This window comes from Chitinophaga agrisoli, from assembly GCF_008386695.1.
Lineage (GTDB): Bacteria > Bacteroidota > Bacteroidia > Chitinophagales > Chitinophagaceae > Chitinophaga > Chitinophaga agrisoli.
This window is the reverse complement of sequence record NZ_VUOC01000001.1, coordinates 141,065-167,172: the sequence shown is the minus strand read 5'-3', so window position 1 is coordinate 167,172 and position 26,108 is coordinate 141,065. Positions and strand designations below refer to the sequence as shown.

General features: G+C 49.9%; 20 protein-coding genes. 9 read left to right on the top strand and 11 right to left on the bottom strand.

Annotated elements, in window-relative coordinates:
- Nucleotides 1–40 precede the first annotated feature (40 nt).
- Nucleotides 41–1,438, top strand: a complete 1,398-nt coding sequence (gene fumC / locus F0L74_RS00660) for a class II fumarate hydratase (protein WP_149835919.1) — start codon at nucleotides 41–43, stop codon at nucleotides 1,436–1,438.
- A 185-nt stretch (nucleotides 1,439–1,623) separates the two neighbouring features.
- Here fumC and F0L74_RS00655 read toward each other — a convergent pair whose 3' ends face one another.
- The 8 genes from F0L74_RS00655 to F0L74_RS00620 form a co-directional block, all read right to left on the bottom strand.
- Nucleotides 1,624–2,592: a sulfite exporter TauE/SafE family protein gene (locus F0L74_RS00655; RefSeq protein WP_213086860.1), complete on the bottom strand. Its 969-nt coding sequence runs from the start codon at nucleotides 2,590–2,592 to the stop codon at nucleotides 1,624–1,626.
- Nucleotides 2,593–2,798: 206 nt separating this feature from the next.
- Nucleotides 2,799–5,669, bottom strand: coding sequence for a TonB-dependent receptor (locus F0L74_RS00650; RefSeq protein WP_149835918.1), 2,871 nt, complete (start codon nucleotides 5,667–5,669; stop codon nucleotides 2,799–2,801).
- A 687-nt stretch (nucleotides 5,670–6,356) separates the two neighbouring features.
- Entirely contained in the window at nucleotides 6,357–7,010 is a 654-nt protein-coding gene (locus F0L74_RS00645) for a lipoprotein signal peptidase (RefSeq protein ID WP_149835917.1), read from the bottom strand.
- Between the two features lie 101 nt (nucleotides 7,011–7,111).
- Entirely contained in the window at nucleotides 7,112–9,616 is a 2,505-nt protein-coding gene (locus F0L74_RS00640; protein ID WP_149835916.1) for a bifunctional UDP-N-acetylmuramoyl-tripeptide:D-alanyl-D-alanine ligase/alanine racemase, read from the bottom strand.
- A gap of 62 nt (nucleotides 9,617–9,678) precedes the next feature.
- Entirely contained in the window at nucleotides 9,679–10,620 is a 942-nt protein-coding gene (locus tag F0L74_RS00635) for a TerC/Alx family metal homeostasis membrane protein (protein WP_149835915.1), read from the bottom strand.
- A 53-nt stretch (nucleotides 10,621–10,673) separates the two neighbouring features.
- A complete protein-coding gene (gldG, locus tag F0L74_RS00630; RefSeq protein ID WP_149835914.1) occupies nucleotides 10,674–13,109 on the bottom strand; it encodes a gliding motility-associated ABC transporter substrate-binding protein GldG in 2,436 nt (811 codons plus the stop codon).
- 360 nt (nucleotides 13,110–13,469) lie between these two features.
- Complete coding sequence (locus tag F0L74_RS00625) at nucleotides 13,470–13,895, bottom strand: iron-sulfur cluster assembly scaffold protein (RefSeq protein WP_149835913.1); 426 nt, start codon at nucleotides 13,893–13,895, stop codon at nucleotides 13,470–13,472.
- 164 nt (nucleotides 13,896–14,059) lie between these two features.
- Nucleotides 14,060–15,274: an IscS subfamily cysteine desulfurase gene (locus F0L74_RS00620; protein ID WP_306462918.1), complete on the bottom strand. Its 1,215-nt coding sequence runs from the start codon at nucleotides 15,272–15,274 to the stop codon at nucleotides 14,060–14,062.
- A gap of 158 nt (nucleotides 15,275–15,432) precedes the next feature.
- Between F0L74_RS00620 and mce the strand changes: the two genes are divergently transcribed.
- A complete protein-coding gene (gene mce / locus F0L74_RS00615; RefSeq protein ID WP_149835912.1) occupies nucleotides 15,433–15,834 on the top strand; it encodes a methylmalonyl-CoA epimerase in 402 nt (133 codons plus the stop codon).
- Nucleotides 15,835–16,642: 808 nt separating this feature from the next.
- Here mce and F0L74_RS00610 read toward each other — a convergent pair.
- Together F0L74_RS00610 and F0L74_RS00605 are read right to left on the bottom strand one after the other, a co-directional pair.
- Complete coding sequence (locus F0L74_RS00610; RefSeq protein ID WP_149835911.1) at nucleotides 16,643–17,413, bottom strand: hypothetical protein; 771 nt, start codon at nucleotides 17,411–17,413, stop codon at nucleotides 16,643–16,645.
- 643 nt (nucleotides 17,414–18,056) lie between these two features.
- Nucleotides 18,057–19,346, bottom strand: coding sequence for a UDP-N-acetylmuramoyl-tripeptide--D-alanyl-D-alanine ligase (locus tag F0L74_RS00605; RefSeq protein WP_149835910.1), 1,290 nt, complete (start codon nucleotides 19,344–19,346; stop codon nucleotides 18,057–18,059).
- A gap of 204 nt (nucleotides 19,347–19,550) precedes the next feature.
- Here F0L74_RS00605 and F0L74_RS00600 point away from each other — a divergent pair, with 204 nt between their 5' ends.
- The 5 genes from F0L74_RS00600 (at nucleotide 19,551) to apaG (ending at nucleotide 22,476) form a co-directional block, all read left to right on the top strand.
- Complete coding sequence (locus tag F0L74_RS00600) at nucleotides 19,551–19,916, top strand: hypothetical protein (RefSeq protein ID WP_149835909.1); 366 nt, start codon at nucleotides 19,551–19,553, stop codon at nucleotides 19,914–19,916.
- Between the two features lie 119 nt (nucleotides 19,917–20,035).
- Nucleotides 20,036–20,596: a YceI family protein gene (locus F0L74_RS00595; RefSeq protein WP_246197585.1), complete on the top strand. Its 561-nt coding sequence runs from the start codon at nucleotides 20,036–20,038 to the stop codon at nucleotides 20,594–20,596.
- Between the two features lie 43 nt (nucleotides 20,597–20,639).
- On the top strand, nucleotides 20,640–21,593 hold the full coding sequence (locus tag F0L74_RS00590) for a DUF5777 family beta-barrel protein (RefSeq protein WP_246197584.1): 954 nt from the start codon (nucleotides 20,640–20,642) through the stop codon (nucleotides 21,591–21,593).
- 65 nt (nucleotides 21,594–21,658) lie between these two features.
- Complete coding sequence (locus tag F0L74_RS00585; RefSeq protein WP_246197583.1) at nucleotides 21,659–21,907, top strand: DUF4157 domain-containing protein; 249 nt, start codon at nucleotides 21,659–21,661, stop codon at nucleotides 21,905–21,907.
- Nucleotides 21,908–22,089: 182 nt separating this feature from the next.
- A complete protein-coding gene (gene apaG / locus F0L74_RS00580) occupies nucleotides 22,090–22,476 on the top strand; it encodes a Co2+/Mg2+ efflux facilitator ApaG/CorD (RefSeq protein WP_149835907.1) in 387 nt (128 codons plus the stop codon).
- A 95-nt stretch (nucleotides 22,477–22,571) separates the two neighbouring features.
- On the opposite strand, the gene gldB is transcribed toward apaG, so the two are convergent.
- A complete protein-coding gene (gene gldB / locus F0L74_RS00575; RefSeq protein ID WP_149835906.1) occupies nucleotides 22,572–23,612 on the bottom strand; it encodes a gliding motility lipoprotein GldB in 1,041 nt (346 codons plus the stop codon).
- Between the two features lie 82 nt (nucleotides 23,613–23,694).
- On the opposite strand from gldB, the gene F0L74_RS00570 reads away from it, so the two are divergent.
- The gene (locus F0L74_RS00570; protein WP_188315813.1) at nucleotides 23,695–24,372 is read left to right on the top strand and encodes a porin family protein; all 678 of its coding nucleotides are present in this window, start codon (nucleotides 23,695–23,697) and stop codon (nucleotides 24,370–24,372) included.
- Between the two features lie 22 nt (nucleotides 24,373–24,394).
- The gene (locus F0L74_RS00565) at nucleotides 24,395–26,059 is read left to right on the top strand and encodes an NAD+ synthase (RefSeq protein ID WP_149835904.1); all 1,665 of its coding nucleotides are present in this window, start codon (nucleotides 24,395–24,397) and stop codon (nucleotides 26,057–26,059) included.
- Nucleotides 26,060–26,108: the final 49 nt, after the last annotated feature.

Genomic DNA, 26,108 nt, shown 5'->3' with positions numbered 1-26,108 from the left:
ATTCATTGTTAGTTATTTTTGTGGCTCAAAATTCAAGCATATGGAATTCAGAATAGAGAAAGACACGATGGGCGAGGTGCAGGTACCTGTAAATGCCTATTATGGCGCACAAACGCAGCGCTCCATCGATAATTTCAGGATAGCACAGGACATTAACAGGATGCCCAAAGAGATCATCCGGGCATTTGCCTATCTGAAAAAAGCCGCTGCCCTTACCAACCTGGACGCCGGCGTACTGCCCAAAGAAAAGGCGGAACTGATAGGCAAGGTATGTGACGAGATACTGGAAGGCAAGCTGGACGCTGAATTTCCGCTGGTGGTTTGGCAAACCGGTTCCGGTACCCAATCCAACATGAATGTGAACGAAGTGGTAGCCTACCGCGCACATGTGATCAATGGCGGTTCCCTGACGGATAAGGACAAGGTGATCCACCCCAATGATGATGTGAACAAATCACAATCTTCCAACGATACTTTCCCTACCGCCATGCATATTGCGGCTTATAAAATGCTGGTAGAGACCACCATCCCCGGCATCAAGAAGCTGCGCAATACCCTGGCGCAAAAGGCAGAAGCCTATAAACATGTGGTAAAGATCGGCCGTACCCATTTTATGGATGCCACGCCGCTTACCGTAGGCCAGGAGATCAGCGGGTATGTATCCCAGCTGGATCATGGCCTGAAGGCCATTGGCCATACCCTGGAGCACCTGAGCGAACTGGCCCTGGGTGGTACGGCAGTAGGTACCGGTATTAATACGCCTAAAGGTTATGCGGTGAATGTAGCCAAACACATAGCTACCCTCACCGGTTTGCCTTTTGTAACGGCAGAGAATAAATTTGAGGCCCTGGCCGCCCACGACGCCATTGTAGAAGCACATGGCGCGCTGAAGACCGTAGCCGTGAGCCTGATGAAAATAGCGAACGATATCCGGATGCTGAGCTCCGGTCCCCGTTCCGGTATAGGCGAGCTGTTTATACCGGATAACGAGCCGGGATCTTCCATCATGCCGGGCAAGGTGAACCCCACACAGTGTGAGGCGCTGACCATGATAGCCGCGCAGGTGCTGGGTAATGATGTGGCCATCAATATTGGCGGCGCCAGCGGCCATTTTGAGCTGAACGTGTTTAAGCCGGTGATGATCTATAACTTCCTGCACAGCGCCCGCCTGATAGGCGATGGTTGCGTTAGCTTTAATGATAAATGCGCTGAAGGCCTGGCGCCGATTGAAGCTAATATCAAGAAACACGTAGATAACTCACTGATGCTGGTTACTGCCCTGAACACTAAGATCGGGTATTATAAAGCGGCAGAGATAGCGCAGAAAGCGCATAAAGAAGGCACTACCCTGAAGGAAATGGCAGTGAAACTGGGTTATGTAACGGCTGAGGAGTTTGACCAGGCGGTGGACCCGATGAAGATGGTAGGGGAAATTTAATGTGCTGCTGTGCTAATGTGCTGATGTTAGTATGTTGAAGTGATAAGTATTACTGTAAATAGAGAAGGTTCCGGGAGGATATCCGGAACCTTTTTTTATTGTGAAAACCCTTGTGTCAGTTAATTGATATTTAGCCCAATTTGTGTACTAACATTAGCACATTAGCATATCTGCACATTAGCACATTAATGCAGGCTTAAGTAGATGGTCCGCAAGCTCAGGAGAATTACCATGATGCCTACCATGATCATTAGCGGTTTGCGTTTGATACGACGTACCAGTATGGCAGCGAACGGAGATGCGATCACACCGCCTATTATCAGGCCTAAGACCACCTGCCAGCTGCTAATGCCGGTAAAGATCAGGAAGGTGATGGCGCTGGAGGCAGAAATAAAGAACTCCGCCGCGTTTACAGAACCGATGGTATAATGTACGGTGCGGCCTTTGCTCAATAAGGTAGAGGTAACAATGGGGCCCCATCCGCCGCCGCCTATTGCATCCATAAAGCCGCCAAAAAAAGCCAGAGGGCCCAGGCGTTTTACTTTGCTTTTACGACGCTGGCTCTGCAGACCTTTGCGGATGATGATGATGCCCAGGATCATCAGGTAGGCGCTCATAAAGGGCTTGATGATATTACCGTCTATTTTATCAGATAACAGGTAGGCGCCGGAGATAGCCCCCAGCATACCCGGTATAAGCAGGTAGAGGAACAGCTTCTTATTTACGTTACCCAGCTTAAAATGCGCAATACCGGATGCACCGGTCGTGAACACCTCCGCTACGTGTACGCTTGCGCTGGAAATAGCGGGCGGAATACCCAGGCCAAGCAGCAGGGAGGAGGAGGTAGCCCCATAGGCCATGCCCAGGGCGCCGTCTACCATCTGTGCAGCCAATCCTACGCCTATATAAAATAAGAGCTGGGAGGTGAAGAGTGACTGGATGAAATGATACACCCTGGTTTGCGTAGCCGCGGGCACATTATAATAATAGGTAACCCATAACCCCACCACGGTAACAATCGCGATCAAAGTAATGAGTACCCACAGGCTACGCTTTTTCTTATTTTCTTCATTCACCAGCGTTATAAGCATTTCCTGCCCTCTCAGCGTAGCCGGCTGTTGTTCCAGTTTATCTATCACCTCGTTATGCGACATAATACTTATAAATTATATAGTCTATATAAACTATAGACTAAAGGTAGCCGGAATAAATAGTAAATCCAAATAAAAGCAGAAAAAAGTCCCGGAATGATTACCGGGACTTTTATAATGATTGGATCTGGATTGTTTGGAGGGGAATTTTTGGGTATGCGCCGCCGTTACTGGCAGCCTGTTGGCGGTGGTGAGTGTGCCTGCGTCCGTTATTTCAGCAGCCCATCCACCAGGATGGAGGCATAATACAGCGCGCCGATGGTAGGGCCGGCGGCGAACTGGATGTAGCGGTTATTGAGCACATTGCTGCCACCTATTTTGATGGTGGATTTCAGCTTGGGTATCCGGAAGTTCACCTGTGCGTCTACGGTAGCGTAGGATGGCACGGTGCCGTTAGCCAGGGTGCTTTCCCAATACAACTGGTCCTGCCAGCGGAATACCACGTTAAAGCCAACGTTCTTGAACACTTCCCGGTTGCTGAAGGAGATGTTGGTTACCCATTCAGGCGTGTTAAAGCCGGTAGAGAACAGGTCCGGGTTCGGGTTCTGCGACAGCTTGTTAAAGTTGGCATTACCGGAAACCTGGAAGGTTTTGTAGAAAATATAGGTTACGCCCAGCGAAGAGCCGTAGCTGTTATAAATATTCTTGGCATTGGTATACACGCGGTAACGGCTTTGTTTAGAGCGGGTTACCATGTCAATCACGGCAGCGTCTGAGCCTACTTTGCCACTGGTGGGCACAGATACTTCTACCTGGCCCAGGAAGCCTTTATAGGAGTTGTAATAAGCGTCAAAATCCAGTACCAGCTTATTATCCAGCAGTACGCTCTTATAACCTACCTCAAAGGAATTGATGCGCTCCGGCTCCATTACAGGCAGGTTGGCTACCTGCAGCAGGTTTTTGTTCTTAATGGCTGCGCTGGCGGTATCCAGGTTGTTTTTAGTAATATCTGTGGTCACGGCGGCATTAAATGCATCCAGGGAGGTGAGGGTGTAGGAGTTCTCGAGGAAGCCGATGCCATCATTCACCCGGGCCAGACCGCCTACCCTGCGCACGCTGGCGTTATTGAGGAAAGACAGCGCCTCAAACAGGGCCGGGAAACGGTAACCGTTCTGGAAAGAGGCCCGGAAATTATGTTTGTCTGCCAGGGTATATACTACCGCCAGGCGGGGATTGAATTTGGTGCTGAACTCCGGGTTCCGGTCCACACGGGCGGAGGCGGATACTTTCAGCTTATCATCCAGGAACAGTTTGGTGATCTGGCCAAAGCCGCCGTATTTGGAATAATACTGTTTGCTGCCAAAGGAGCCGTTTTTATCCGGCAGGGTCCTTTCGTCGAGCGGACGGGAAAGGTCTACGAAGGTATTGCCATCCGGCGTTACGGCATACCGGCGGTAATCGCCACCTACCAGGATATTGGCCCATTTTATCTGGCTAAAATTGTATTGGAACTCCAGGTGATAGGTGGTGCTGAACTGCCATACCGCAGCGCCGCCATTGGGGGCGCCATTAGGGGTAGAGGCAGAGAGCACGTCCCAGTTATTGGAGTTGACGATGGTATTTTTAAGCGCATCAAATTCAGGGGTGCCTGGTTCTGCGCGGCCCTGGTCTGCGGCTGCCCTGGCGCGCTGCATAGCCGTTACCAGGTCTGCCTGGTTATTGAGCTGTGTTTGCAGCTCATTCTGGAACTTGGTCTTCCAGGTGGCATTGCTGGCGTGGCTCAGGTCCAGGCTGTAGGCCAGCGGGTTCAGGTTATAGGATTTGCCGGTATTCTCTTTCAGGATATAACCACGTACCAGCAGGTTATCGCCACGCAGTTCCAGCTTGTGGTTCTGCACGGTCACATCTTTAAGCTGGATACGGTTGCCACGCTGGAATACGCCATCCATGATACCATAGCGGTAGCCATAAGAGGCTTCCAGGTGATCGTTGATCTTATAGTACACGCTACCGTCCGCCTTAATATTACGCGCATCCGGATAGATGAGGTCCTTTTCCAGGTAGCCGGTGCGGGCTACATTAAAGCTGGTGGGCTGGCCATTGTAATTTACGGTAACCGTCTGGCGTGCCTGGCGGTCATCGCCATAGCGGCTCCACTGGTCCCGGGCGGGGTTGTTTTCGCCGCTCAGTTCCGGGAAGTTGGGATTGGCTGTTTTCAGCGATTGCGGGTTCTGGTCTGTAAGGCCATTGGCCACCCAGTCTGTACCTTTTAAAGCGCTGAAATTGAGTTTAAAGGCAAATTTATTATTAAAGGCTTTGGCATAGCGGATGGCGGTTTCCCGCAGTATGCTGGGATCCCTGTCCTTGCCGTCTACATGGTTTACGCCTACTTTCTGGTATACGCTAAGGCCCTGGTATCTGAAAGGGCTTTTGGTTTGCAGGTTGGCCAGGCCGTTAATGGCGTTCATGCCATACAGGGCAGAGGCCGCGCCGGGCGTGATCTCCACCGCCTCGATATCCAGCTCTGTGGGGCCAATGGCGTTACCCAGGGGCACGCCCAGGGTAGCCGCCTGCATATCCACCCCATCCACCAGCTGAAGGAAACGGAAGTTATTGGGCACATTAAAACCGCGGGTATTGGGCACTTTAAAAGTAAGGCTGGAAGTAAGCATCTGTACGCCTTTTACATTCTCCAATGCATCGTAGAAGCTGGGGGCAGCCACCTCTTTAATGGCGCGGATATCCAGCTTTTCTACCGCTACGGGCGATTTAAGAATGCTTTCAGATACGCGGGAGGCGGTCACCACCACCTCGTGGCCTAATACCGTTTGGGTAGCCAGGGCTATCTGCAGGTTAGCGCCCACGTTCTTTACCTCCAGCTCCTGCGGCTGAAAGCCAATGGAGGAGATCACCAGGGTAAAAGGCAGCCTGGTACGGGTACGCAGCTTAAAATCGCCTTCTTTATTGGTGATGGTGCCGGATACGGTGCCTTTCACCTGGACGCTGACATCCGGGAGGGGCAGTTTATTCTGATCGGTTACTTTACCGGAAACTTCTATCAGGGTAGCGCTTTGGGCCTGCGAGAGCGCAGGTAATAAAAGCAGCAGGAACCACAGGTATGTATATTTAGAAAGTTGCATTTCTGTTAGTTTGTAGATTATTTATATATGTAATTAAGTGGAATGATCATGGGGGATCAGCTACAGGCGACAACATCGAGGCAGACAGCACATGTGGTTATGTAAGTAATATCTCATATAGTCTACAGAATTTGTGGACAAATGTAATATGGGGAAATGAGTTTTCAAAGGGATAGGAAAAAAAGTCTGGAAATGATTTTCTGATGTGCCAATGTGCTGATATGCTAATGTGCTAATGGGAATGCAGCGGATGGGGGATGGCGCTGGGTTAGGAATGATGGCTGGAACAGACGACGGGCGATAAGGCTATGAGGGGCTATGCCGGCAGGGTTCCCCTGCGTGCTGCGCCTGCCGCGGGTGGCTGGCTTTAAAAGTAGGCTGTAGGAGCCGCGCCAGCCAAGGCACGCCAGAGAACCTGCCGGCAACGCAGTATGCACGTAAGGCGGTAGGGGCATCCGATGGCAGGCAGTAACGTTGCTAAGCACCTGTAGTACAAGGTGGATACCTGGTGGAGGCGATACCAGTGTGGAAAGCTGCTATGATCAGGCTGAGATGTGTACGATTGACCGCAGGATGTGGGAAGTGACTGTATGTAATGGAAGGATAGGTTAGGAAGATGGGGCGTGACTACTACGCAGGTACCGGCGCGTTTGCGCCGGCGGGTGAGCGATGGCTAACGGGCGGGGATTACTCCACTGCGCCGTTTACAATTGCTTTATTCTGAGTAGAGCGGGGCTCCAGGTGTTTGCTGAAGAAACGTTTCTGGAACAACAGGATGGTGATCACGCCGGTGGAGATAGCGGCATCCGCTATATTGAACACCGGGCGGAAGAAGATGAAGTAGTCACCGCCCTTGAACGGGATCCATTTGGGCAGGTAGCCCTCATAGATCGGGAAATACAGCATATCCACCACTTTGCCATGCAGGAAAGGGCCATAGCCGCCTTCTTTAGGCAGAAAACGGGCAATATCATAAGCGCTGTCACTGAAGATGAGGCCATAGAACATACTGTCTATGAGATTACCGGCAGCGCCGGCCAGTATGAGGGAGCCGCAGATCAGCAGGCCGGTATGGAATTTCTGCTGCACGAGCTTTTTCATATACCAGAAACCAATCACTACGGCTGCCAGGCGGAAGAGAGTGAGCAGTATCTTGCCAAAATCGCCGCCAAACTTCAGGCCGTAGGCCATGCCTTCATTTTCAATGAAATGTATACGGAACCAGTTAGGGAATATTACGATCTCCTGTTGCATGTACAGGTGGGTCTTGATCCAGAACTTCAGGGCCTGGTCAATGATCAGTATCAAAATCACTATAAAAATTACGTGCCGGTATTTCATCTTTAGCGTTGTCGTTTATTGCAGGCCGTCCATAGGGAGGGCTGTTTCAAAAGGGTTTAAATTTCACCAAAAATAATAGTTTTATTTAAAGTGGGGCAGGATCATTCCTCAAAATATATGCGTTTTACGCGTTGGGAAATACCGGTAAGTATCTCATAAGGGATGGTGCCCGCCCAGGTGGCCAGTTGCTGCACGGGAAGATCCTGGCCAAAAACGATCACTTCATCGCCCTCGGCCACTTCCGGGATATGGGTCACATCCAGCATCAGCATATCCATGGCCACTATGCCGGCCACGGGGGCCAGTTTTCCGCGGATCAGCATTTTGCCGGCGCCGTTGCTCAGGCAGCGGGGGTAGCCGTCCGCATAACCAATCCGTACGGTGGCTATCACGGCCGGGGCGGTGGCGGTCCAGGTGGCGCCATACCCTACTGTTTCTCCTGTTTGCAGGTATTTTACCTGGGCTACGGTGGTCTTGAGGGTGCTTACATTGCGCAGTTTTTCCTGCATTTCGCTGTTGCCGCTGTCTACGCCGTACATGCCTATGCCCAGGCGTACCATATCCAGCTGAAGGTCCGGGTGGCGGAGAATGGCGGCGCTGTTGGCAATGTGGCGGATACTGGTATAACCCAGGGCTTTTTGCAGCTCATGGCTCATGTCAAAGAACTGGCGGCCCTGTTGCTGGGTAAGGGGGTCTTTTGCGGGATCCTCGCTGGCGGCCAGGTGGCTGAAGATGGATTTCACCTTGAGCAGCCCGTTCTCCGTAAGGATCAGGGCCAGGGCCGGGATATCCTTTTTCTCAAAGCCCAGGCGGTGCATGCCGGTATCCAGTTTTATATGGATGGGGAAATCTGTTTTACCGCTGGTGCGCACTTCCTCGCCAAACTGTTGCAGCAGGTGCAGGGAATATATTTCCGGCTCCAGGTTCCATTGCAGGATGGCGTCGAAGGAGCTGGGCTCCGGATTCATGACCATAATGGGCATGGTGATGCCGGTACGGCGCAGCTCTACGCCTTCGTCTGCATAAGCTACGGCCAGATAATCCACCCCATGGAACTGGAGCAGGTTGGCTATCTCAAAGCTGCCGCTCCCGTAGGAGAAGGCTTTTACCATGGCCATTACCCTGGTATCCGGCTTCAGGAGCGATTGGTATTGTTTTACGTTTTGCGCAATGGCGCTGAGGTTGATCTCCAGGATGGTCTGGTGCACCTTATGCTCCAGGAGTTTACCGATGCGCTCAAATTCAAAGATGCGCGCGCCTTTCAGCAGGATGGTCTCATGCTGGAAATCCTGCGCATTGAACTGTTGGGTAAAGGCTTCCGTGGTGAGGAAGAACTGGCTTTTGAGGCCCGGCACATCCTGGAAGAACTTCTTCTCCCGGCCAATGTTCTTGCCGATGCCGATAAATTTCTGGATGCCTTTTTTCTGCAGCAGGCCGGCTACTTCCTCATACAGGGAGGCGTCGCTTTTGCCGCTTTGCAGGATATCGCTGAGGATGACCGTACGGGTGGGGTGCTGTTGCTGCTGCTGTAAAAAATCCAGCGCAATAGTGAGGGAGCCCAGGTCAGAATTATAACTATCGTTGATGACAGAGCAGTTGTTGATGCCCTGTTTCAGCTCCAGGCGCATGGCAATATTGCCCAATAGGTCCATGCGTTGCTGGATAACGTTCTGCTCAATACCCATGTATAACATCAGCGCCCAGCAGTGAATGGCATTCTCAACGGAGCCTTCGTCCACAAAAGGGATGCGGATGTACAGGGGAATGGTATTATACAGCGCGTCTATACGGGTGTGGGAATGATCCTTGTCTACGCTGATGATGCGCAGATCGGCATCGGTCTTGCGGGACCATGACAGCAGCTGTAAGCCTTGCTGGTTATCCCTTTTGCCGATCTGTGTATGGAAATTGAGCACACATTCGTTCAGCTCCAGGTAGTCTTTGCAGTAGATAAGCACATCGCTTTTGGTGAACAGCACCAGCTTTTCATTGATCTTTTGCCGTTTGTTGAGGAAGCCTTCGTTATGCGCTTCGCCAATATTGGTAAAGATGCCGATGGTGGGGCGGATGATCTTTTCGAGGTGCTCCATTTCGCCGGGTTGGGAGATGCCGGCCTCAAAGATGGCCAGCTGATGCTCCGGCTGCATTTGCCATACGGAGAGTGGTACGCCTATCTGGGAATTATAACTCTTGGGACTGCGCACAATGTTATAATCCTTTTCCAGTAGCTGGAACAGCCATTCTTTGATGATGGTCTTGCCATTGCTGCCGGTAATGCCTATCACCGGAATATGGAACTGCTGGCGGTGCCAGCCCACCAGCGTGTGGAGGGCCTGCATGGTATCCTTTACCAGGATAAAGTTGGCATCCGGGTATTTTTCCAGGGGCGGGTGTTCACTGACAATAAAGTTGCGCACGCCTTTCTCGTACATTTCTGGAATGTACTGATGGGCATTGCGGCGGTTACTTACCAATGGAATGAAAAGGGAGGTTTCTGGAAAAACCAGTTTCCTGCTGTCCAGCAAAATATGCGCTATTTCCGGAAACCCTGCATCCTGTAAAAGTTCTCCTTTCAGGATCTTACTGATATTTGCTGCGTGATACATTAGCTGTTGGCCTTTTGCTTATAGCCCTTAGTACGCTAAGGACCGGAAGCATATTATTTGTTTTAATGTTTAAGTTTTGTTGGCACTCCTTTCTTCTTATGATAGATGGAATATAGGATGGAACCGCCCAGGCAGAGCACGATCACAATTAAGGACACATACACCGGCATATGGAAATGCACGATCTCCGCCAGCATTTTAAGACCGATGAAGACCAGCACAATGGCAATGCCCTGCTGCAAGTAATCGAACTTATCTACGGCGCCCTGCAGTAAAAAGAACAGGGAGCGCAGGCCCAGTACGGCAAAGATATTAGAGGTATATACTACCAGCGGCACCTGCGAAATGGCAAATACCGCGGGAATCGAGTCCAGGGCAAAGATCACATCTGTTACGGAGAGCATGACCACTACCACACTGAGATTGGTGAAAAATACCTTGCCGCCTTTTTTTAATGTGAATTTGTCATTGGGATCTTCATGCGTAATGCGCATGTATTTGCTCATAAAGCGGTAGGCGATGTTCTCTTCCGGTTTAAAGTCTTCGTGCTGATCTACCACAAACATCTTTACGCCGGTATAGACCAGGAAAGCGCCAAAGATGTACAGGATCCAATAGTACCGGGAGATAAGGGCGGCGCCGATGGTGATGAAGATAGCGCGGAATACAATGGCCATCAGGATGCCGATGAGCAGTACCCGTGCATAGCTGGATTCCTTTATTTTGAAGAAGCTGAAGATGAGGATAAATACGAAGATATTATCGATGGAGAGCGACCATTCCATGAGGTAGGCGCTCAGGTAGCTGATGGCGGTATTATGGCCGTTCTCATACCACATCCATCCAAAAAATGCCAATGAAAGACCTACCCAGAAACAGGTTTGCACCAGGGCTTTTTTGATAGATACGGTCGTAGATTTTTTACTCAATAAGCCAAGATCAAAAACCAGGGCAAGGACGATCACGATACCAAAAATTAGATACGTCCACTGTGTGGGTGTCATGCAACCTGCTGTTGTTAGTGAGTAGCAAATATACTAACTCCCTGGCAGGCAGCCTATTCGAATTTGCGTTGACGGATAAACTGGAACACCATGGCAAACAGGAGGATGAGGCCGACAGGCGCCAGGAAGCAGATGGCCTGCCATTTGGTCCGGCCGTCTTTGATCTTTTGCGCATCCAGCAGGCGCAGGGTTACCTGTTTATTGCGGGTTTCCATGATACCGGAGGTATTGGTGAGATATTCCAGGCAGTTCAGGAAAAACTCTTTATTGGCGTATACATAGTCCGCGCGGAAGGGATTGATGCCCATCTGCAGTGGGCCATCTTTGCGGGAAACGGCATTGGCGATCATGTCGCCGTCGCTGATCACGATCATTTTGTTCACGGTATCGGCTATATCCCGGAAGGGCTGGCCGGATACCTGTGCGATGGCCTGTTGTTGCGCCCGGTCCAGCCGGTTATGGAACAGGGAATGGAAACGGCCTTCCAGGAGCACGGCGGCGGGCAGGTAGGCCCGGCGGAACTCCCGCGGGTTGGGACGGTCGCGCAGGTTTTGCAGGTTGATCTCTACCGGGGTAGGAACGATGCGGCTATTGTCAGAGGAGGTAAGCAGGATGGTTTTGGTCACATCGCCGCCCTTGATCGTGTCTATAGAGCTTACAAAATGGCTTAACACCCTATCCATATTCTTTACGATGGGGTGGTTACCGGTGGGCGAGAGCAGGGGGAAAAAGGGTACGTCCACTTCCTGGATCTGCGGTTTGTTGCCTACGTTGCCCACGATCAGCGGTACCTTATCAGACTGCAGATCCTGGATCAGGTCAGGATTGATGCGTACGCCGTAGCGGAACAGCAGATCTTCCAGGTTGAGGCCGCGGTCAAAGGCGATGAAATTATTCTTTGTCTGCAGGCTGTCCATGCTGGCATTCAGCACATCCAGGCACCAGATGATCTTGCCGCCCTGCATTACGTACTGGTCAATCTTCATCTTATCCTCATCTGTAAAGCGGTTGGTAGGCCTGGCAAACAGCAGCAGGTCAAAATCCCGGGGGATGAATGCATTGTGCTGGAGGGAGAACGTATCCAGCTGATAATTGGCCTGTACGGTAGTGAGGGCGTCATACACCTCAACACCCAGGGTTTCTCCATTACCCAGCATGTAGCCAACCAGCGGTTTGCGGGGCTGCTGCATTTTGTAGATAGCATTCACGAACTGGTATTCGAGCAGGGCCTCTGAGGCGCTCATGGTCTCATTAGGGTCCTGGCCGCCCTGGCTTTTCAGCAGGTTTACGCCTACCGTCTTATCCTTGTAATGAACGAGGGCGCCGGGGAAGATCAGTTTTTCCTGGTAGCCCTGGTTAGCGTCTTGCTGTACCTGCAGGTTAAAAGGCATAATGCCTTTTTCCACCAGCTGTTGCTGGAAAGTCATGCGGGCGGAGTCTGTCATCCCCTGGCCGGGGCTCTGGAAGGAGAAACGGATGTTTTTGCCGCCGTATTCGCGGAACTCCGCCAGTAATTCCTCAGAAGCCTGGGCCAGCTGGCGGAAGGCCGCGGGGTAGTCGCCTTTCAGGAACACTTCTATGGTCACCGGGTTATCCAGCCTGCGTAGCAATTGCTTGGTGGAGGGGGCCAGGGTATATCTTTTCTCTGCTGTAAGGTCTGCCCGGCCATGTACGTATGCGGCCAGCACATTGATGCCGATCAGCACTGCCACTACCACCAGGGCGCGTTGCAGGTATTTTTTCTGGCTGCCCCCGCTTTGCCATACGCGGCGTTGCAGGGATATTTTGCTGAGGTATAACATCAGCCCCACCACACTGGCAAAATAGATCACGTCCCGGCTATCGATCACTCCCCTGCTGATGGAGGTATAATGGAATTTGATGCCGGCCATCTGCAGGTAATAATCCGCCCCGCCGGAAAAGGCCGGGATCTTGCTGATAGCGTCAAAGCCGTTGTAGAACAGGAAACAGGTGAACACGGCCACCAGGAAGGCCACCACGGCATTCGCCGTTAAGGAAGAAGCCCATATGCCGATGGCGGTGAATACGATGCCCAGCAGTAGCAGGCCCAGGTAGGAACCGGCTATGCCGCCGTTATCCAGGTGCACCGGAGGAGCGCTCAGCTGGTGAATGGCAATATAGTATACAAGGGTAGGTATTAAAGAGATCAGCACGATCAGCGCCGCGGCCCAGAATTTACCCTGTACGATCTGCCACCAGGAGAGCGGTTTGGTGCTGAGGAGCTCTATGGTGCCGGAGCGAAACTCATCTGCAAAGCTGCGCATGGTAATGGCGGGGATGAGCAGGAGGTAGATGATGGGGGCCAGCTCAAAGAGCGGGTTCAGGTTGGCATAGCCGAAATCCAGGAGGCTGGTATCCGGGAATACGAAGAGAAGCAATCCGTTAGCAAGCAAGAAAAGGATGATGGCCACATACCCGGTGATACTGCTAAAAAACTGGTGTATTTCCTTTCTGAAGATGGCTAGCATAAGAATTATTAAAAGTACAAATATATAAAATTAGCTGGCAGTTTACCGTATGCAGGCAATGGCGTTGGTTGAAACGCAAAAGAGCAGGGGCTTATTGTTGGGGAGGAGGAGGATAGAGGGCAGGCCTGAGGCATGGGAAGGGCTGGCAACGTACCGGGCAGGAACAATTGCAATCGCGGAGCGGGAAAGTCCGGACAACACATCGCCATAAGCCGGCAATGGCAGGCTCCATAACGCGAAATACATGTTTGCAGGGGGCGATAGATCAAAACGGGGAACGACAACGGAGGCTTAAAGGGAGAAAGTGATTCCCTTATTTGTTTTTCATAACGGGGAGGTTGGCATCAACAGTAACCTTAGTTACTCATAACTGGCTACCTTTTCTTCGAAGGCGAGGGCTTCCAGGCCATTCTTTTTGCGGTAGTCGTTGATAGCTGCCCGGATGGCGTTTTCTGCCAGTACGGAGCAGTGGATCTTTACGGGCGGAAGGTTCAGTTCTTCCACAATGTCCATGTTATCAAGCAACAGGGCTTCATCCATGGTTTTACCTTTGATCCATTCTGTAGTAAGGGAGGAGGCAGCGATAGCGGCGCCGCATCCGAAAGTCTTAAACCTGGCGTCTGTGATCACCCCGGTGGCGGGATTGATCTCAATCTGCAAACGCATTACATCCCCCCAATCTGGCTCGCTTACCAGCCCGGTACCTACGGTGCTTTTGGTTTGATCGAGCGAGCCTACATTCTTCGGATGATCATAATGATCGAGTACTTTTTCCGAGTAAGGCATCTTCTTTAGCTTTTGGCTGTTGGCGCTTAGCTTTTGGCGTTGGTTCCGATCTGCTCAAAATTAAAGGTCTACAGCGGTGGTTGATTCATAAGCTGCCGGCTATTCGCTGTTAGCCTTTAGCGATGCTGTTTTTAAGCTAAAAGCTGATAGCTGGCAACCGTTTCTCAGTGTGCCCACTCTATGGAGCTCAGGTCTATACCGTCCTTAAACATCTCCCAGAGGGGGCTTATTTCGCGTAGCCGGTTCACTGTATCGTTGACGGCTTGTATTGTATAGTCTATCTGTTCATCGGTGGTGAAGCGTCCCAATCCAAAACGAAGCGAAGAATGTGCCAGATCGTCGCCCACGCCCATTGCCTTGAGCACATAGCTGGGCTCCATGGAGGCGCTGGTGCAGGCGGAGCCGGACGAAACGGCGATCGTTTTGTTAAAGCCCATGAGCAGGCTTTCGCCTTCCACGTACTTAAAGGAAACATTGGTCACGTGTGGCAAACGCTGTCCAGGCGCGCCATTCAGATATACCTGTTCCATCTGCAGCAGGGCTTTTTCCAGCTTATCGCGCAGGATGGTAAGGCGTTTAGCTTCTTCGTCCATTTCGAGGCGGCATATTTCGCAAGCCTTACCCAGGCCTACAATACCGGGCACATTCAGGGTGCCGGAGCGGACGCCCCTTTCATGGCCGCCACCGTCCATCTGGGCGGCGATCTTTACGCGGGGCGATTTACGCCGGATATAGAGGGCGCCTACGCCTTTGGGACCATACATCTTATGACCGCTGAAGGCCATAATATCCACGCAATCCTTATTCACATCCACGGGGATCTTACCTACTGCCTGGGAGGCGTCTGTCATTAACAGCACGCCATGACGGCGGGTAATGGCGCTGATCTCCCGGATGGGGTAGATCACACCGGTCTCGTTGTTGGCATACATGATGGACACCAGGATGGTCTTAGGCGTAATAGCGGCTTCCAGTTCTTTGAGGTCTATTAATCCCTCATGGTTCACCTGTAGAAAAGTAACTGCAGCGCCCAGCTTTTCCAGGTGCTTGCAGGTATCCAGTACGGCTTTATGCTCTGTAGCCACCGTAATGATGTGATTACCCTTGGACGCATAGGACTCAAACACGCCCTTGAGGGCGAGGTTATCGGCCTCTGTAGCGCCGGAGGTAAAAACGATCTCTTTGGTTTCCGCCCCTACGAGTTTGGCCACTTGTTCCCGGGCATAGTCTACCGCCTCTTCTGCAGCCCATCCAAAGGGGTGGTTGCGGCTGGCCGCGTTGCCAAAAGTTTCTGTGAAATATGGCAACATCGCCTCTACCACTCTTGGATCGCAGGGAGTAGTTGCGTTGTTATCCAGGTATACAGGCAGTTTCAACATAAGGATATATTTATAATAGAGAGGGAATTGTTACAAATTTAACACTGAATCTTTAAATCTGCGCTCCATTCATCATCTATAAATCTGATAGGCAAATAGAATACCTCTATGGGATTGCAAGGATTTTTCTGGAACTTGCCGTTCATAATAATGCATACATGTTAAAAGTTGAACACATAGGGATTGCGGTGGCATCTTTGGCAGAATCAGTGCCTTTATTTGAAAAACTGTTAAATACGCCTTGTTATAAAAGGGAAAAGGTGGAGAGTGAGCAGGTAGAAACGGCATTTTTCCTGCAGGGGGATACTAAGTTAGAGCTGCTGGAAGCCACCGGGCCGGATAGTGCGATCGCTAAATTCGTTGCAAAAAAGGGGGTGGGCCTGCATCATATTGCCTTTGAAGTGGCTGATATTGAGGCAGAAATGCAACGGCTGGCCGGGGAAGGGTTTACGCTATTACAGGACAGGCCTAAGGTGGGCGCGGATAATAAGCTGATTTGCTTTCTACACCCGAAAGACACGAACGGGGTGCTCGTAGAGCTTTGCCAGGAGCGGAAATGAGGAGCTGGGGAGGTCTGAAATGCCCGGTTTACGAGGAAATATATGGGTTGCATATGTGTGTGATATGGGAGGCATATGGATGAGATATGGGAGATATGTGCACCTGGTTGGCGCGAAGCATTATAATAAGTACGAAACCCTATACTGCGGAATTTGTTCCACAACAACAGAAAAACACACCCCGGCGGGGTGTAGGCTGTAAATGTAGTTTGTACACTTCACCCCAAAATGGTCATCAGATAAACATCGGAATATTACCGGGGTAAACACCGGGAAATCAGCGCGTCATCTCCGGACGGTCCGCGAGGAGGCAGACTGGACATCTGCATTTATTACAGCCTGATTACCAGTTTTTTGTCCTTGATGAAAATTTTTCCATTTTAGTAAATCCAAACATAACGCAGCCTCGTAAATAAACTATAGAAGCACGAAAAGCGGGCGGAATTGGAATCAATACAGGCAAAATGGTATGCATTGTGTAATACATTGTCTAGTAGTGACAAGAGAGAACGACATTTTGTTTATATATAATTATTGAATTTCGAGAGTGTTTACAGATAGAAAAAAGCGTAATTAAGCGTGTTTTTTTAAAAACGAACTCTAAAGTTGGCATAGGTTATGAACACCTGCGGGTTTTTTAGCTTGCAGGTCTCTTTTTTTAAAGGCTGACTTTTATATATAGAGGATGGGGCGGTTGAGGTTTGAAGGAGCGACTGACCCCGGATTTTTTGGGAGGATGAGTAGAGGATGCGACCCTATGGTTTCCAAATGTTATTTACTGACTGGTTTATTGATTTGAGCGCGCACGTTAAGTGTGGGTGTTTTTGCTGTTGATTTGACTTATCCTCTTCTGTTGCGCTGGCTTGTACCTGCTAATTTGCGAAACGTTTTCCTTTGCTGGTAGTTTGCTGACGTTTCCCAGAAAGGGAATTGATACTTTCCTGACCTGTGCGGTGTTATTATCATAGCCACTTAACTGCTCTGCGGGGAATAAAGAATGCTTTAATAAGATTGGGATTTCTAATACAGATCTGAACATGGGTTTTGTCCAGGAAGCCTGCATTTCATAGACCTCTTCTCCTTCAAAGAATACGGCCCTTACAGATTCGAAAGGCGCCTCATTGTTTTTCTCCAATAACGAGTGAATGTTATTTATCACTGCGCAATCAAGTCTTCTAATGATTTTGTCCTTTGAATCAGGATTTTCTTTAGGGTTGCTGTTATGAGGAAGCGCTTTTTGCACTTGTTTTGCAGATTTACTTAAGGTGTCGTAAGACAGTTTTACCAGATCAATACCTTCTTTATCCGTAAGGTCCAGACAATGACCAAGATTAAAAATTACGCCAAGTACTGCAGGTGTTTTTATGGCCGATTTTGTAGGTGGATCTGTTGCATACTGTAATGCGCGTTCGTAATTATTTTGCCAAAAATACATGCCGCCACCCAGCCAATCCCATTTATTTTTACTCGGTCGAAGTGAAGAGTGGCCAAATACAATGTTATCTCTTACTTCCTGGTCACAGCCATGAAATCCTATAATTAACCCTGGATCTGATGAATAGATAAATGGTGGGGCCATTAAATGGTTGGTTGGTTTGTGGGATTTCGAATAAAAAGATATGGGAGGCTAACTAAACACTAAACGTTACTTCGCAATGCTTTTTTAAGCGTTTACTTTTTTAGCAGCGGTTCTTTTTTTAGCTGGAACATTCACTAAAATATCCCTGATGCCTAAATCGGTTATCAGTTGAGATGCGGCCGCTGATGAATTGGTCACCTGCCGCCTTTGCTCTAATAACAACGCCTTAATTCTATTGTAACTGGAAATTGTCATACGCAAATTTACGAATTTTTAGAACAGCGAACTCAGATCATGCTGTAGAATCTTATCGATATCAATTGCTTGCGTTATAGTTGCGGCATTACCGTACCGGAAAGAAGATGGAAAGGGAATAGTTATTACGGCAGCAAGCACGATTGTAGTTGAATGGACCTATAAAAGATAATGCTAAGATTATCCGCCTTGGCCGCCACCATTTAACGCTATTACAATGATAGTCATTTTAGCTTGTTTTGGTTAATGCGAACCTAAGCTATCTTTTGACGCTGGGAAGTTAAGAGGGGAAATATTTTAGTTGTTGGAGAGCGGTCGTTGTTATATCCAGGATGCTGCTACGGATTGCCCCTGCCGGCTTTAAGAACGGGCAGGGGCGTCAATTTTTCTACACCGCAATCACCTTCTCCATCCCAATACTCCTCGATCCTTTTACCAGCAAATAAGTATCTGTAAACTGTTGTTGCTGCAGCCACTGTGCCGCTTCGGCGGCATTTTCCAGGTAGATATAAGGGTGCTGGATCTTACTGAAATCCCCGCCTACCAGTACCACGGCGTGCCAATGGGTACGCTGCAGCAGGTCTGCCAGGGCCTGATGTTCCTTTACGCTGTCCGGTCCCAGTTCCATCATTGCGCCCAGTAACAGTACTTTTTTGGCGGCATTGATACCGCTGAAGTTCTCTATAGCGGCGCGCATGCTGGAAGGGTTGGCATTATAGGCATCCATGATAATGGTATTGGAGCCTTGTTGTATTACCTGGGAGCGGTTGTTGGAAGGCACGTAGCCTTCTATAGCCGCTTTTATCTTGTCTGCCGGTACGTCAAAATAAATACCTGCCGTTACGGCGGCCATTACGTTCGGGAAATTATAGGCGCCGGTCAGGCGGGTTTGCAGGGTACCGATGGTATCCGCATCCTCGCCGGTGAGCTGTACGCCCAGCAGGGCAGTTTCTGCCAGGGGGGTGCCGGTGATGTCTGCGTCTTGTTCGCCGTAGGTGATCACTTCCGGTATGCCTTTGCTCATTTCCAGCAGGTAGGGGTAATTATTGCAGAGGAACACGGTGCCGTCGTGATCGCGTAAGAAATCATATAATTCGCCTTTGGCCTTGCGCACGCCTTCTTCACTGCCAAATCCTTCCAGGTGGGCCTTGCCTATATTCGTGATAATGCCGTGCGTAGGCCTTGCGATACGGCAATAGCTTTCGATCTCATGTTGATGGTTAGCCCCCATTTCGATAACGGCGATCTCTGTGCCCGGCAGTATGCTAAGCAGCGTAAGGGGCACGCCGATATGGTTATTGAGGTTGCCCACGGTGGCTATAGTTTTCCAGTGGCTGGCCAGTACGGCGCTTATCAGCTCTTTCGTGGTTGTTTTGCCGTTAGTACCGGTGATGGCCAGTATGGGAATATTAAGCTGCATGCGGTGCCAGTGGGCCAGCTGCTGTAAGGTATGCAGGGCATCGGGCACCAGCATCATACGATCGGGTTGCGTATGGTAGGCTTCCTCATCCACCACGGCAAATGCGGCTCCTAATTCCAGCGCTTTTTCCGCATAGGTGTTACCGTTAAAGTTCGGTCCTTTAAGGGCGAAAAAAATATCATTGGGTTTAAGTTTGCGCGTATCCGTTTGAACAGCAGGATGTTGCCGGTAAATCCTATATAGCTCATCAATTGTCATGACCTTACAGATATATTTAAGTATAATTTAATGCATATTTTGTGTTCCGCCGTTATTGCAGGCAACTGTTTTTAAACTGCTATCGTATTAATTGTGTATGAAGGACAGGCTATCCTTGATACCAGTCGCCTTGCGTGAAATTACTATTGTTAAACAATTTAAATGCAAATAAATAATTCCTTCATTAAATCCTTCTTTTAAAGCATGAGAACATATCTCTTATTGTTTAGCCTACTGGCCGTAGCCGTTTTTGGATGTACCAACAAAGAAGCCGCAGCGCCGGAGACCGGTCCCGTTTCAGGTGATTGCAGCACCAAACAGATCAGCTCTGCCTATGTATACGGGCTTGTGCAACGTACCTGCACAGGATGCCATAGTGGCTCCACTGCGCCCCTGGGCGCAGATTTTAACACGCTTGCCAAGTTCAGGAGTTTTATCAGCAATAACGAAGCCGTATTCCGGCTGCGCGTAACGGGCCCGCAGGCTGATATGCCGCAGGGCTCAGGCCCGCTGCCCCAGGCGGTACGCGACTCCATCAGCTGCTGGATATCTAACGGGATGCCGGAATAGTTGATGTTTTGGGCGATAGCCGGCAATTTGTGGCGCTTAAAGATAAAGACGGGGGATGACTACCCGCATGCTGCCGGCTATCAGCTGCTCATAGATTTTCAATCAAAAAACTATAAAAGGTGAAGAAGCAAATCATTTTATTTACCGTTCTTCTATTAGGCGTGCTACATGCTTTTGGGCAGGATGTTTATTCCTGCCGCAACGCTAATCTCTCTTTCTTTTCATCCGCACCACTGGAGGATATAGAAGCCAAAACGGATAAAGGAGTTGCTGCCATCAATGCTAAAACGGGGGCTATCTACTTTAAAGTACCGGTAAATACCTTTCAGTTCAAGAAAAAATTGATGCAGGAGCACTTTAACGAGAACTACCTGGAAACGGAAAAGTATCCCTGGGCTGAATTCAAGGGTAAATTATCCGGTCCGATAGATTGTACCAAAAACGGCACCTATGACGTAACGGTAGATGGCAACATGACGATCCATGGCGTACAAAAGGCGTACACGGAAAAAGGCACTGTTACGGTAAACAACGGGCAACTGACAGCTACCTGTAAATTTAACGTGAAGCTGGAAGACCATAAGATCAAGATACCTACCCTGGTGATCAAGAACATTGCAGAGGTAGTGGAAGTAACTGTAAACGCCACCTACATTGCGGCTGCAACTGCCGCCAAATAAACAACCAAGGTTTAAACTAAAACAGCGATACAAACCAAGAGCTATGAAGACAATGCGTCTATTATGTGTACTATTGATGTGCTGTAGCCTGAGCATGACCAGCCGGGCACAGGATGACCTGAGTAACATGTTTAAAGACTCTACTACAGGGCATCAGCCGGTAACCGGCACTTTTAAATCCACCCGCATCATTATGGGGCATTCCAATGAAACGCTGAAAAAGCATGAGCTGGATTTTAGGGTAGCTCACCGTTTTGGCGATGCCGGCGGGGAATTTGGAGGCGGTAAAACAGCCTTTGGCCTGGACAACTCCAGCGATATACGTATTGCATTTGAGTATGGTATTTCGGACAACCTGATGGTGGGCATCAGCCGCGCCAAGGGCTCCGGCGACCTGACCCAAATCTTTGAAGGGCTGGCTAAATACCGGATCCTGAAACAGACAACAGACGATCATATGCCGTTCTCCTTATCCGTATTTGGTAACGTAACGGTGAGCTCCATGACCTCCAGCGATGATCTGACGGCTGCCAGCCATTTTGACGAGTTTACGGACCGTATGACCTACGTAGGTCAGGCGATCATAGCCCGTAAGTTTGGCAACTGGTTGTCACTGACCCTGTCTCCCACCTATGTGCACCGCAACCGTGTGGGGTACATGGACATGAACAATATGTTTGCCCTGGGTGGCAGCGGCCGTATCAAATTATCTAAAAGACTGGCATTCATAGCGGAATATTACGTTCCTTTCCGTGACCAGACCAGTAAGGATTATTACAAATCCCTGGGTGTGAAGTTCTTCAATCCCCTGGGAGCAGGTTTAGAAATAGAGACTGGCGGTCACGTGTTTAGCGTTAACTTTACCAACTCCACGGCTATACTGGAAAACCAGTTCATACCTGAGACGAGGTCATCCTGGTTACAGGGGCAGTTCCGTTGGGGTTTCAACATTTCACGGAGATTTTCGCTATTCGGTAAAAAAGATTGGAAAAAATAAAGTGCCGTATTAAAGAACATTCCTGGCTGGCCCGGCGGGCTGCCCGAAAAATGGACAGCCCCCGGATGGCCATTGTGCTAGGCCGCACCATACATCTGTACGGCATAGGCCGGCAACAGTTCCTGGCCAATGTGGCCTGGGTGAGGCATGAAGTTTGCCATGTTAAGCAGTACCGGCAATATGGGATACTGTGGTTCCTGTGGCTGTACCTGGCTGAGTACCGGCGCCATGGATATATGCAGAACCGTTTTGAAGTGGCCGCAAGGGCCGCAGAAAAGGAGCCGGGCATCGTGGAAGGGGTGGAAATAGTATAGCGTAAGCAAGCGCCGGGGCCTTCTAAATTGGACAAAAACAGGAGGCCATACCGGGAAGACCGCGCACCCGCGGACGGCTTGCTAAATCGTTAAAGAGTGGTTAAAGTGTGTTCAAATAACACATAAATTTTATCCGGGCTGGATTTATTTTCCTTATTTTTACGTTAAAGGAGAAGGTTTGTATGGTAAAAAAGGTTACAGAAGGGATCACCATCAGCGTGGAGACATTCTACCAGCCTGATTATTCCAACCCGGTTGGAAGTGAGTACATGTTTGCTTACCGGATCACCATTGAGAACAACAATACCTTCCCCATTAAACTCCTCCGCCGTCACTGGTACATCATCGACTCCAACGGTACCCACCGTGAAGTAGAAGGCGAGGGCGTAGTAGGCGTACAGCCGCTACTGGCCCCGGGAGAAAGTTACCAGTATGTATCCGGTTCCAACCTCCGCACAGAAATAGGTAAAATGTATGGGACTTACCAGATGGAAAACCAGCTGAACAAAAAGCTGTTTGAGGTGAAAATACCTGAGTTCCAGATGGTAGTACCGTTTAAGCTGAATTGATCAGCTGTTAGCCATTAGCTTTTAGCAATTAGCTTGTAGCCCGTTTGTTGAACTCCCCGCCTGTTTTCTTTAGCAAAAAATTTATAGACTGTTACCTACCTGGGCCGGTATTTGGCTTCATTGAAAATTCCCATCAGGTCTTTGTTTTCCATGAGTTGCTGGAGGGTTACTTCCGGATGTTTTTCCAGGTATTTACGAACGATCTGCCGGCCTATGAAGTAACCGATACGGCCCGGGGAGCCTTCCGGCATGCCCTGGGTAGAGGGGCCGTCGCCCATGAAATGCATGGCTTCCTGCCAGTCTGCTTTAAACAGCAGCTCATTCTGTACAAAGTATTGCCAGATCATTTGTTCATTATCAAAACACCACTCCAGCTGGGCTTTCGTATACCCCATGCGGATAGTGTCCGGCGTTTCGGGCAGCACCTGGTCCAGCAGGTATTGATGCTTACCGGCGGTAACCAGCTGCTCTACCAGTTTGGCGGCGTTATCTGACAGCGGGTACATTTGCTGGGCAATGGCCTGTATACAGTTGGTGGTTATGTATTCTTTAGAGAAGCGGCGTACCATATAGGCCGGGTAATCCGGCAGGTTGGCATAAATGGGCCAGTCGCTGCCCATATACATGTCCAGCCCTATACCCAGCAGGCTGTCTGCGGTAACGGCGCCATAGTTGCCAATGGCAGAGATGAAACTTACCGTGTGGGGCACTTTAAAGGCCGGGAAATAGTATTTCATATAACGGAAGGACTGGGCCAGATCCTGCTCCAGCCAGTGCAGGTCCGGGAACTTTTGTTGTACAGACGCCTGCAGGTTGCGGAAATCCTTATTACCCAGGAGCAGGCGCATTTGCTGCGGTATCTGGCGGGTGCTGTCCTCATATTTGCCAAATTCCATGATATGCTCCACATAGGCTGGCAGGAAAACCGGGTAGCGCGCATGTAGCTGTTCCAGTCCTGGCGCTATGTTGTTGGTATCTATCCGGATCAGGTCCTCGTCAAACCGGGTGATGCTAACGTTAACCGGTATATGACTTACATCCGGCGCTTTTTTGCCGGATTTACAGGCGCTGAATACTGTGAGCAACAGCAAAGCCGTTACACATAAGGACGAAATATTATTGATGTACCTTTGCATGGTTTTTATACCGGTTTATGTTCCCGGAGCTATAAACGCTCCATCTGCGGGCATAAATATATTAAAGAAAAGAAAAAATTATATGAAGCACACGGTATGGCTGTTGATTTTACTGGGAATTGGCACCGCAAGTCAGGCGCAGCGCCGCTTTTCCATGGATAGGGTTCGCCTGGGTTTTAAACTGGACCCCATTATATCCGTTCTAAAGCCCCAGGACGCCGGGGCCAACCGCACCAGCAGCCGTTTAGGGCTAAGTTATGGGCTGATGGCGGATTTCCTGCTGAATGAGGAAGGCAACTATGCATTTGCCACCGGTCTGCAGATCAGTATGGGCGGCAGTACCCTTAAATACGACGCCGGCAAGGGCGTGGAACGTTTCCGTCAGGATCCTACCGAATACACGATGAAGCTGCAGCATATTGAGATACCGGCCACCATCAAACTAAAGACCACCGCTTATAATGGCATAGCCGCCTGGGGCCAGTTTGGCACCTATCTTGGATTCCCCATCCGGGGGCGGGCAGACGTGATCAGCCGGAGCGAGCGCTATGATAAAGAAAATGTACTGGGCGACCTGAACCCCATAAATGCAGGTCTGTTACTGGGCGCCGGCGTGGAATATCCCCTGGGCGAAAGATTGACAGCCGTTGTAGGGCTTATCTACCAGAACGGGTTTGTGGATGTTACCCGTAATGCTAAATGGGATGATGGTAAAGTGAATATGAATAGCTTTGCATTACGGCTGGGAATGTATTTTTAACTGTAAATTATTCATTGGATATATGAAGATCGTACTAGCGCAGCAGAATTACCACATTGGCAATTTTGAGAAGAATACGGAGAAGATCATTAGTGGCATTCAGGATGCTATTGCACAGCAGGCGGACCTGGTGGTATTTTCGGAGCTGTGCGTATGCGGTTACCCACCGCGCGATTTCCTGGAGTTTGAAGACTTTATCAATAAATGTTACGCCGCTATCGATACTATCAAAACCTATACGGATAAGATAGCGGTAATAGTGGGCGCGCCCTGCCGCAATCCGCAGCGGGACGGTAAAGACCTGTTCAACGCCGCGTGGTTCCTGCATGAGGGCGAGGTAAAACATATCGTGCATAAAACCCTGCTGCCTACCTACGATGTATTTGACGAGTACCGGTATTTTGAGCCGGCCTATGAGTGGAATGTGATCCCTTTTATGGGTAAGAAGCTGGCCCTGACGATCTGTGAAGATATCTGGAACCTGGGGGATAATCCGCTGTACCGGATCTGCCCCATGGATCAGCTGATCCTGCAACAGCCGGATGTAATGATCAATATCTCTGCCAGTCCGTTTGATTATGATCATGACCAGGACCGCAAAGAGATCATACGCGCGAATGTGATGAAGTATAAGCTACCCATGTTGTACAGCTGTACGGTGGGTTCTCAGACGGAGATCGTGTTTGACGGTGGAACGCTGGTATTTGACGCCCATGGCAATATTGTAAAGGAACTGCCTTATTTTGAAGAAGCTTCTTATACGCTGGACCTGGATGAGCTGCTGCAGTCCACACAGCCAGCGCCGGTGATCAAACATACGCCTGTCCGCGAACTGCAATTTGACTATAACATAGACCGCATTTATGGCGCGCTGAAACTGGGCATCAGTGATTATTTTGGCAAGATGGGATTTACAAAGGCCATCCTGGGATCGTCTGGCGGGATAGACAGTGCGGTAACCCTGGCTATTGCCTGCGATGCGCTGGGTAAAGAGAATGTGCGGGCTATCATGATGCCATCGCCCTACTCTACAGAGCACTCCGTAGATGATGCCGTGGCGCTGTCCAGGAACCTGGGCAACCCGTATGATGTGATCCGCATCAACAATATTTACGAGATGTTCCTGGATACGCTGGATCCTTATTTTAACGGGCTGCCGTTTAACGTAGCGGAAGAGAATACACAGTCACGTATACGCGGTAACCTGCTGATGGCGCTGTCCAATAAGTTTGGATATATACTGCTGAATACTTCCAACAAAAGTGAGTTGAGTACCGGTTACGGCACACTGTACGGTGATATGGCCGGTGGCCTGTCTGTGCTGGGGGATGTATATAAAATGCAGGTATATGCGTTGGCGGAATATATTAACCGCGAGCGGGAGATCATACCGGCCAATATTATTCACAAAGCGCCTTCTGCGGAGCTGCGTCCCAACCAGAAAGACAGCGACAGCCTGCCGGATTATGCCGTGCTGGACAAACTGCTGTACCAGTATATTGAACAACGGCAGGGCCCGCGAGAGATCATTGCCCAGGGCTTTGATGAAGCGCTGGTAGCGCGCACGCTGAAACTGGTGAATATGAATGAATATAAGCGGAACCAGTTCTGCCCCATTATAAGGGTATCGTCGAAAGCATTTGGCGTGGGCAGGAGAATGCCGATCGTAGGGAAGTATCTGAGCTAAGTGTTTAACTGTTGGCTGCTGGCCTGGATGTCCACGGCTAAATGCTAAT

Bases quoted from the DNA above. Each gene is read 5' to 3' on its own strand.
- fumC (WP_149835919.1), top strand. From the start codon at position 41: ATGGAATTCAGAATAGAGAAAGACACGATGGGCGAGGTGCAGGTACCT.
- F0L74_RS00655 (WP_213086860.1), bottom strand. From the start codon at position 2,592: ATGTCGCATAACGAGGTGATAGATAAACTGGAACAACAGCCGGCTACG.
- F0L74_RS00650 (WP_149835918.1), bottom strand. From the start codon at position 5,669: ATGCAACTTTCTAAATATACATACCTGTGGTTCCTGCTGCTTTTATTA.
- F0L74_RS00645 (WP_149835917.1), bottom strand. From the start codon at position 7,010: ATGAAATACCGGCACGTAATTTTTATAGTGATTTTGATACTGATCATT.
- F0L74_RS00640 (WP_149835916.1), bottom strand. From the start codon at position 9,616: ATGTATCACGCAGCAAATATCAGTAAGATCCTGAAAGGAGAACTTTTA.
- F0L74_RS00635 (WP_149835915.1), bottom strand. From the start codon at position 10,620: ATGACACCCACACAGTGGACGTATCTAATTTTTGGTATCGTGATCGTC.
- gldG (WP_149835914.1), bottom strand. From the start codon at position 13,109: ATGCTAGCCATCTTCAGAAAGGAAATACACCAGTTTTTTAGCAGTATC.
- F0L74_RS00625 (WP_149835913.1), bottom strand. From the start codon at position 13,895: ATGCCTTACTCGGAAAAAGTACTCGATCATTATGATCATCCGAAGAAT.
- F0L74_RS00620 (WP_306462918.1), bottom strand. From the start codon at position 15,274: ATGTTGAAACTGCCTGTATACCTGGATAACAACGCAACTACTCCCTGC.
- mce (WP_149835912.1), top strand. From the start codon at position 15,433: ATGTTAAAAGTTGAACACATAGGGATTGCGGTGGCATCTTTGGCAGAA.
- F0L74_RS00610 (WP_149835911.1), bottom strand. From the start codon at position 17,413: ATGGCCCCACCATTTATCTATTCATCAGATCCAGGGTTAATTATAGGA.
- F0L74_RS00605 (WP_149835910.1), bottom strand. From the start codon at position 19,346: ATGACAATTGATGAGCTATATAGGATTTACCGGCAACATCCTGCTGTT.
- F0L74_RS00600 (WP_149835909.1), top strand. From the start codon at position 19,551: ATGAGAACATATCTCTTATTGTTTAGCCTACTGGCCGTAGCCGTTTTT.
- F0L74_RS00590 (WP_246197584.1), top strand. From the start codon at position 20,640: ATGAAGACAATGCGTCTATTATGTGTACTATTGATGTGCTGTAGCCTG.
- F0L74_RS00585 (WP_246197583.1), top strand. From the start codon at position 21,659: ATGGCCATTGTGCTAGGCCGCACCATACATCTGTACGGCATAGGCCGG.
- apaG (WP_149835907.1), top strand. From the start codon at position 22,090: ATGGTAAAAAAGGTTACAGAAGGGATCACCATCAGCGTGGAGACATTC.
- gldB (WP_149835906.1), bottom strand. From the start codon at position 23,612: ATGCAAAGGTACATCAATAATATTTCGTCCTTATGTGTAACGGCTTTG.
- F0L74_RS00570 (WP_188315813.1), top strand. From the start codon at position 23,695: ATGAAGCACACGGTATGGCTGTTGATTTTACTGGGAATTGGCACCGCA.
- F0L74_RS00565 (WP_149835904.1), top strand. From the start codon at position 24,395: ATGAAGATCGTACTAGCGCAGCAGAATTACCACATTGGCAATTTTGAG.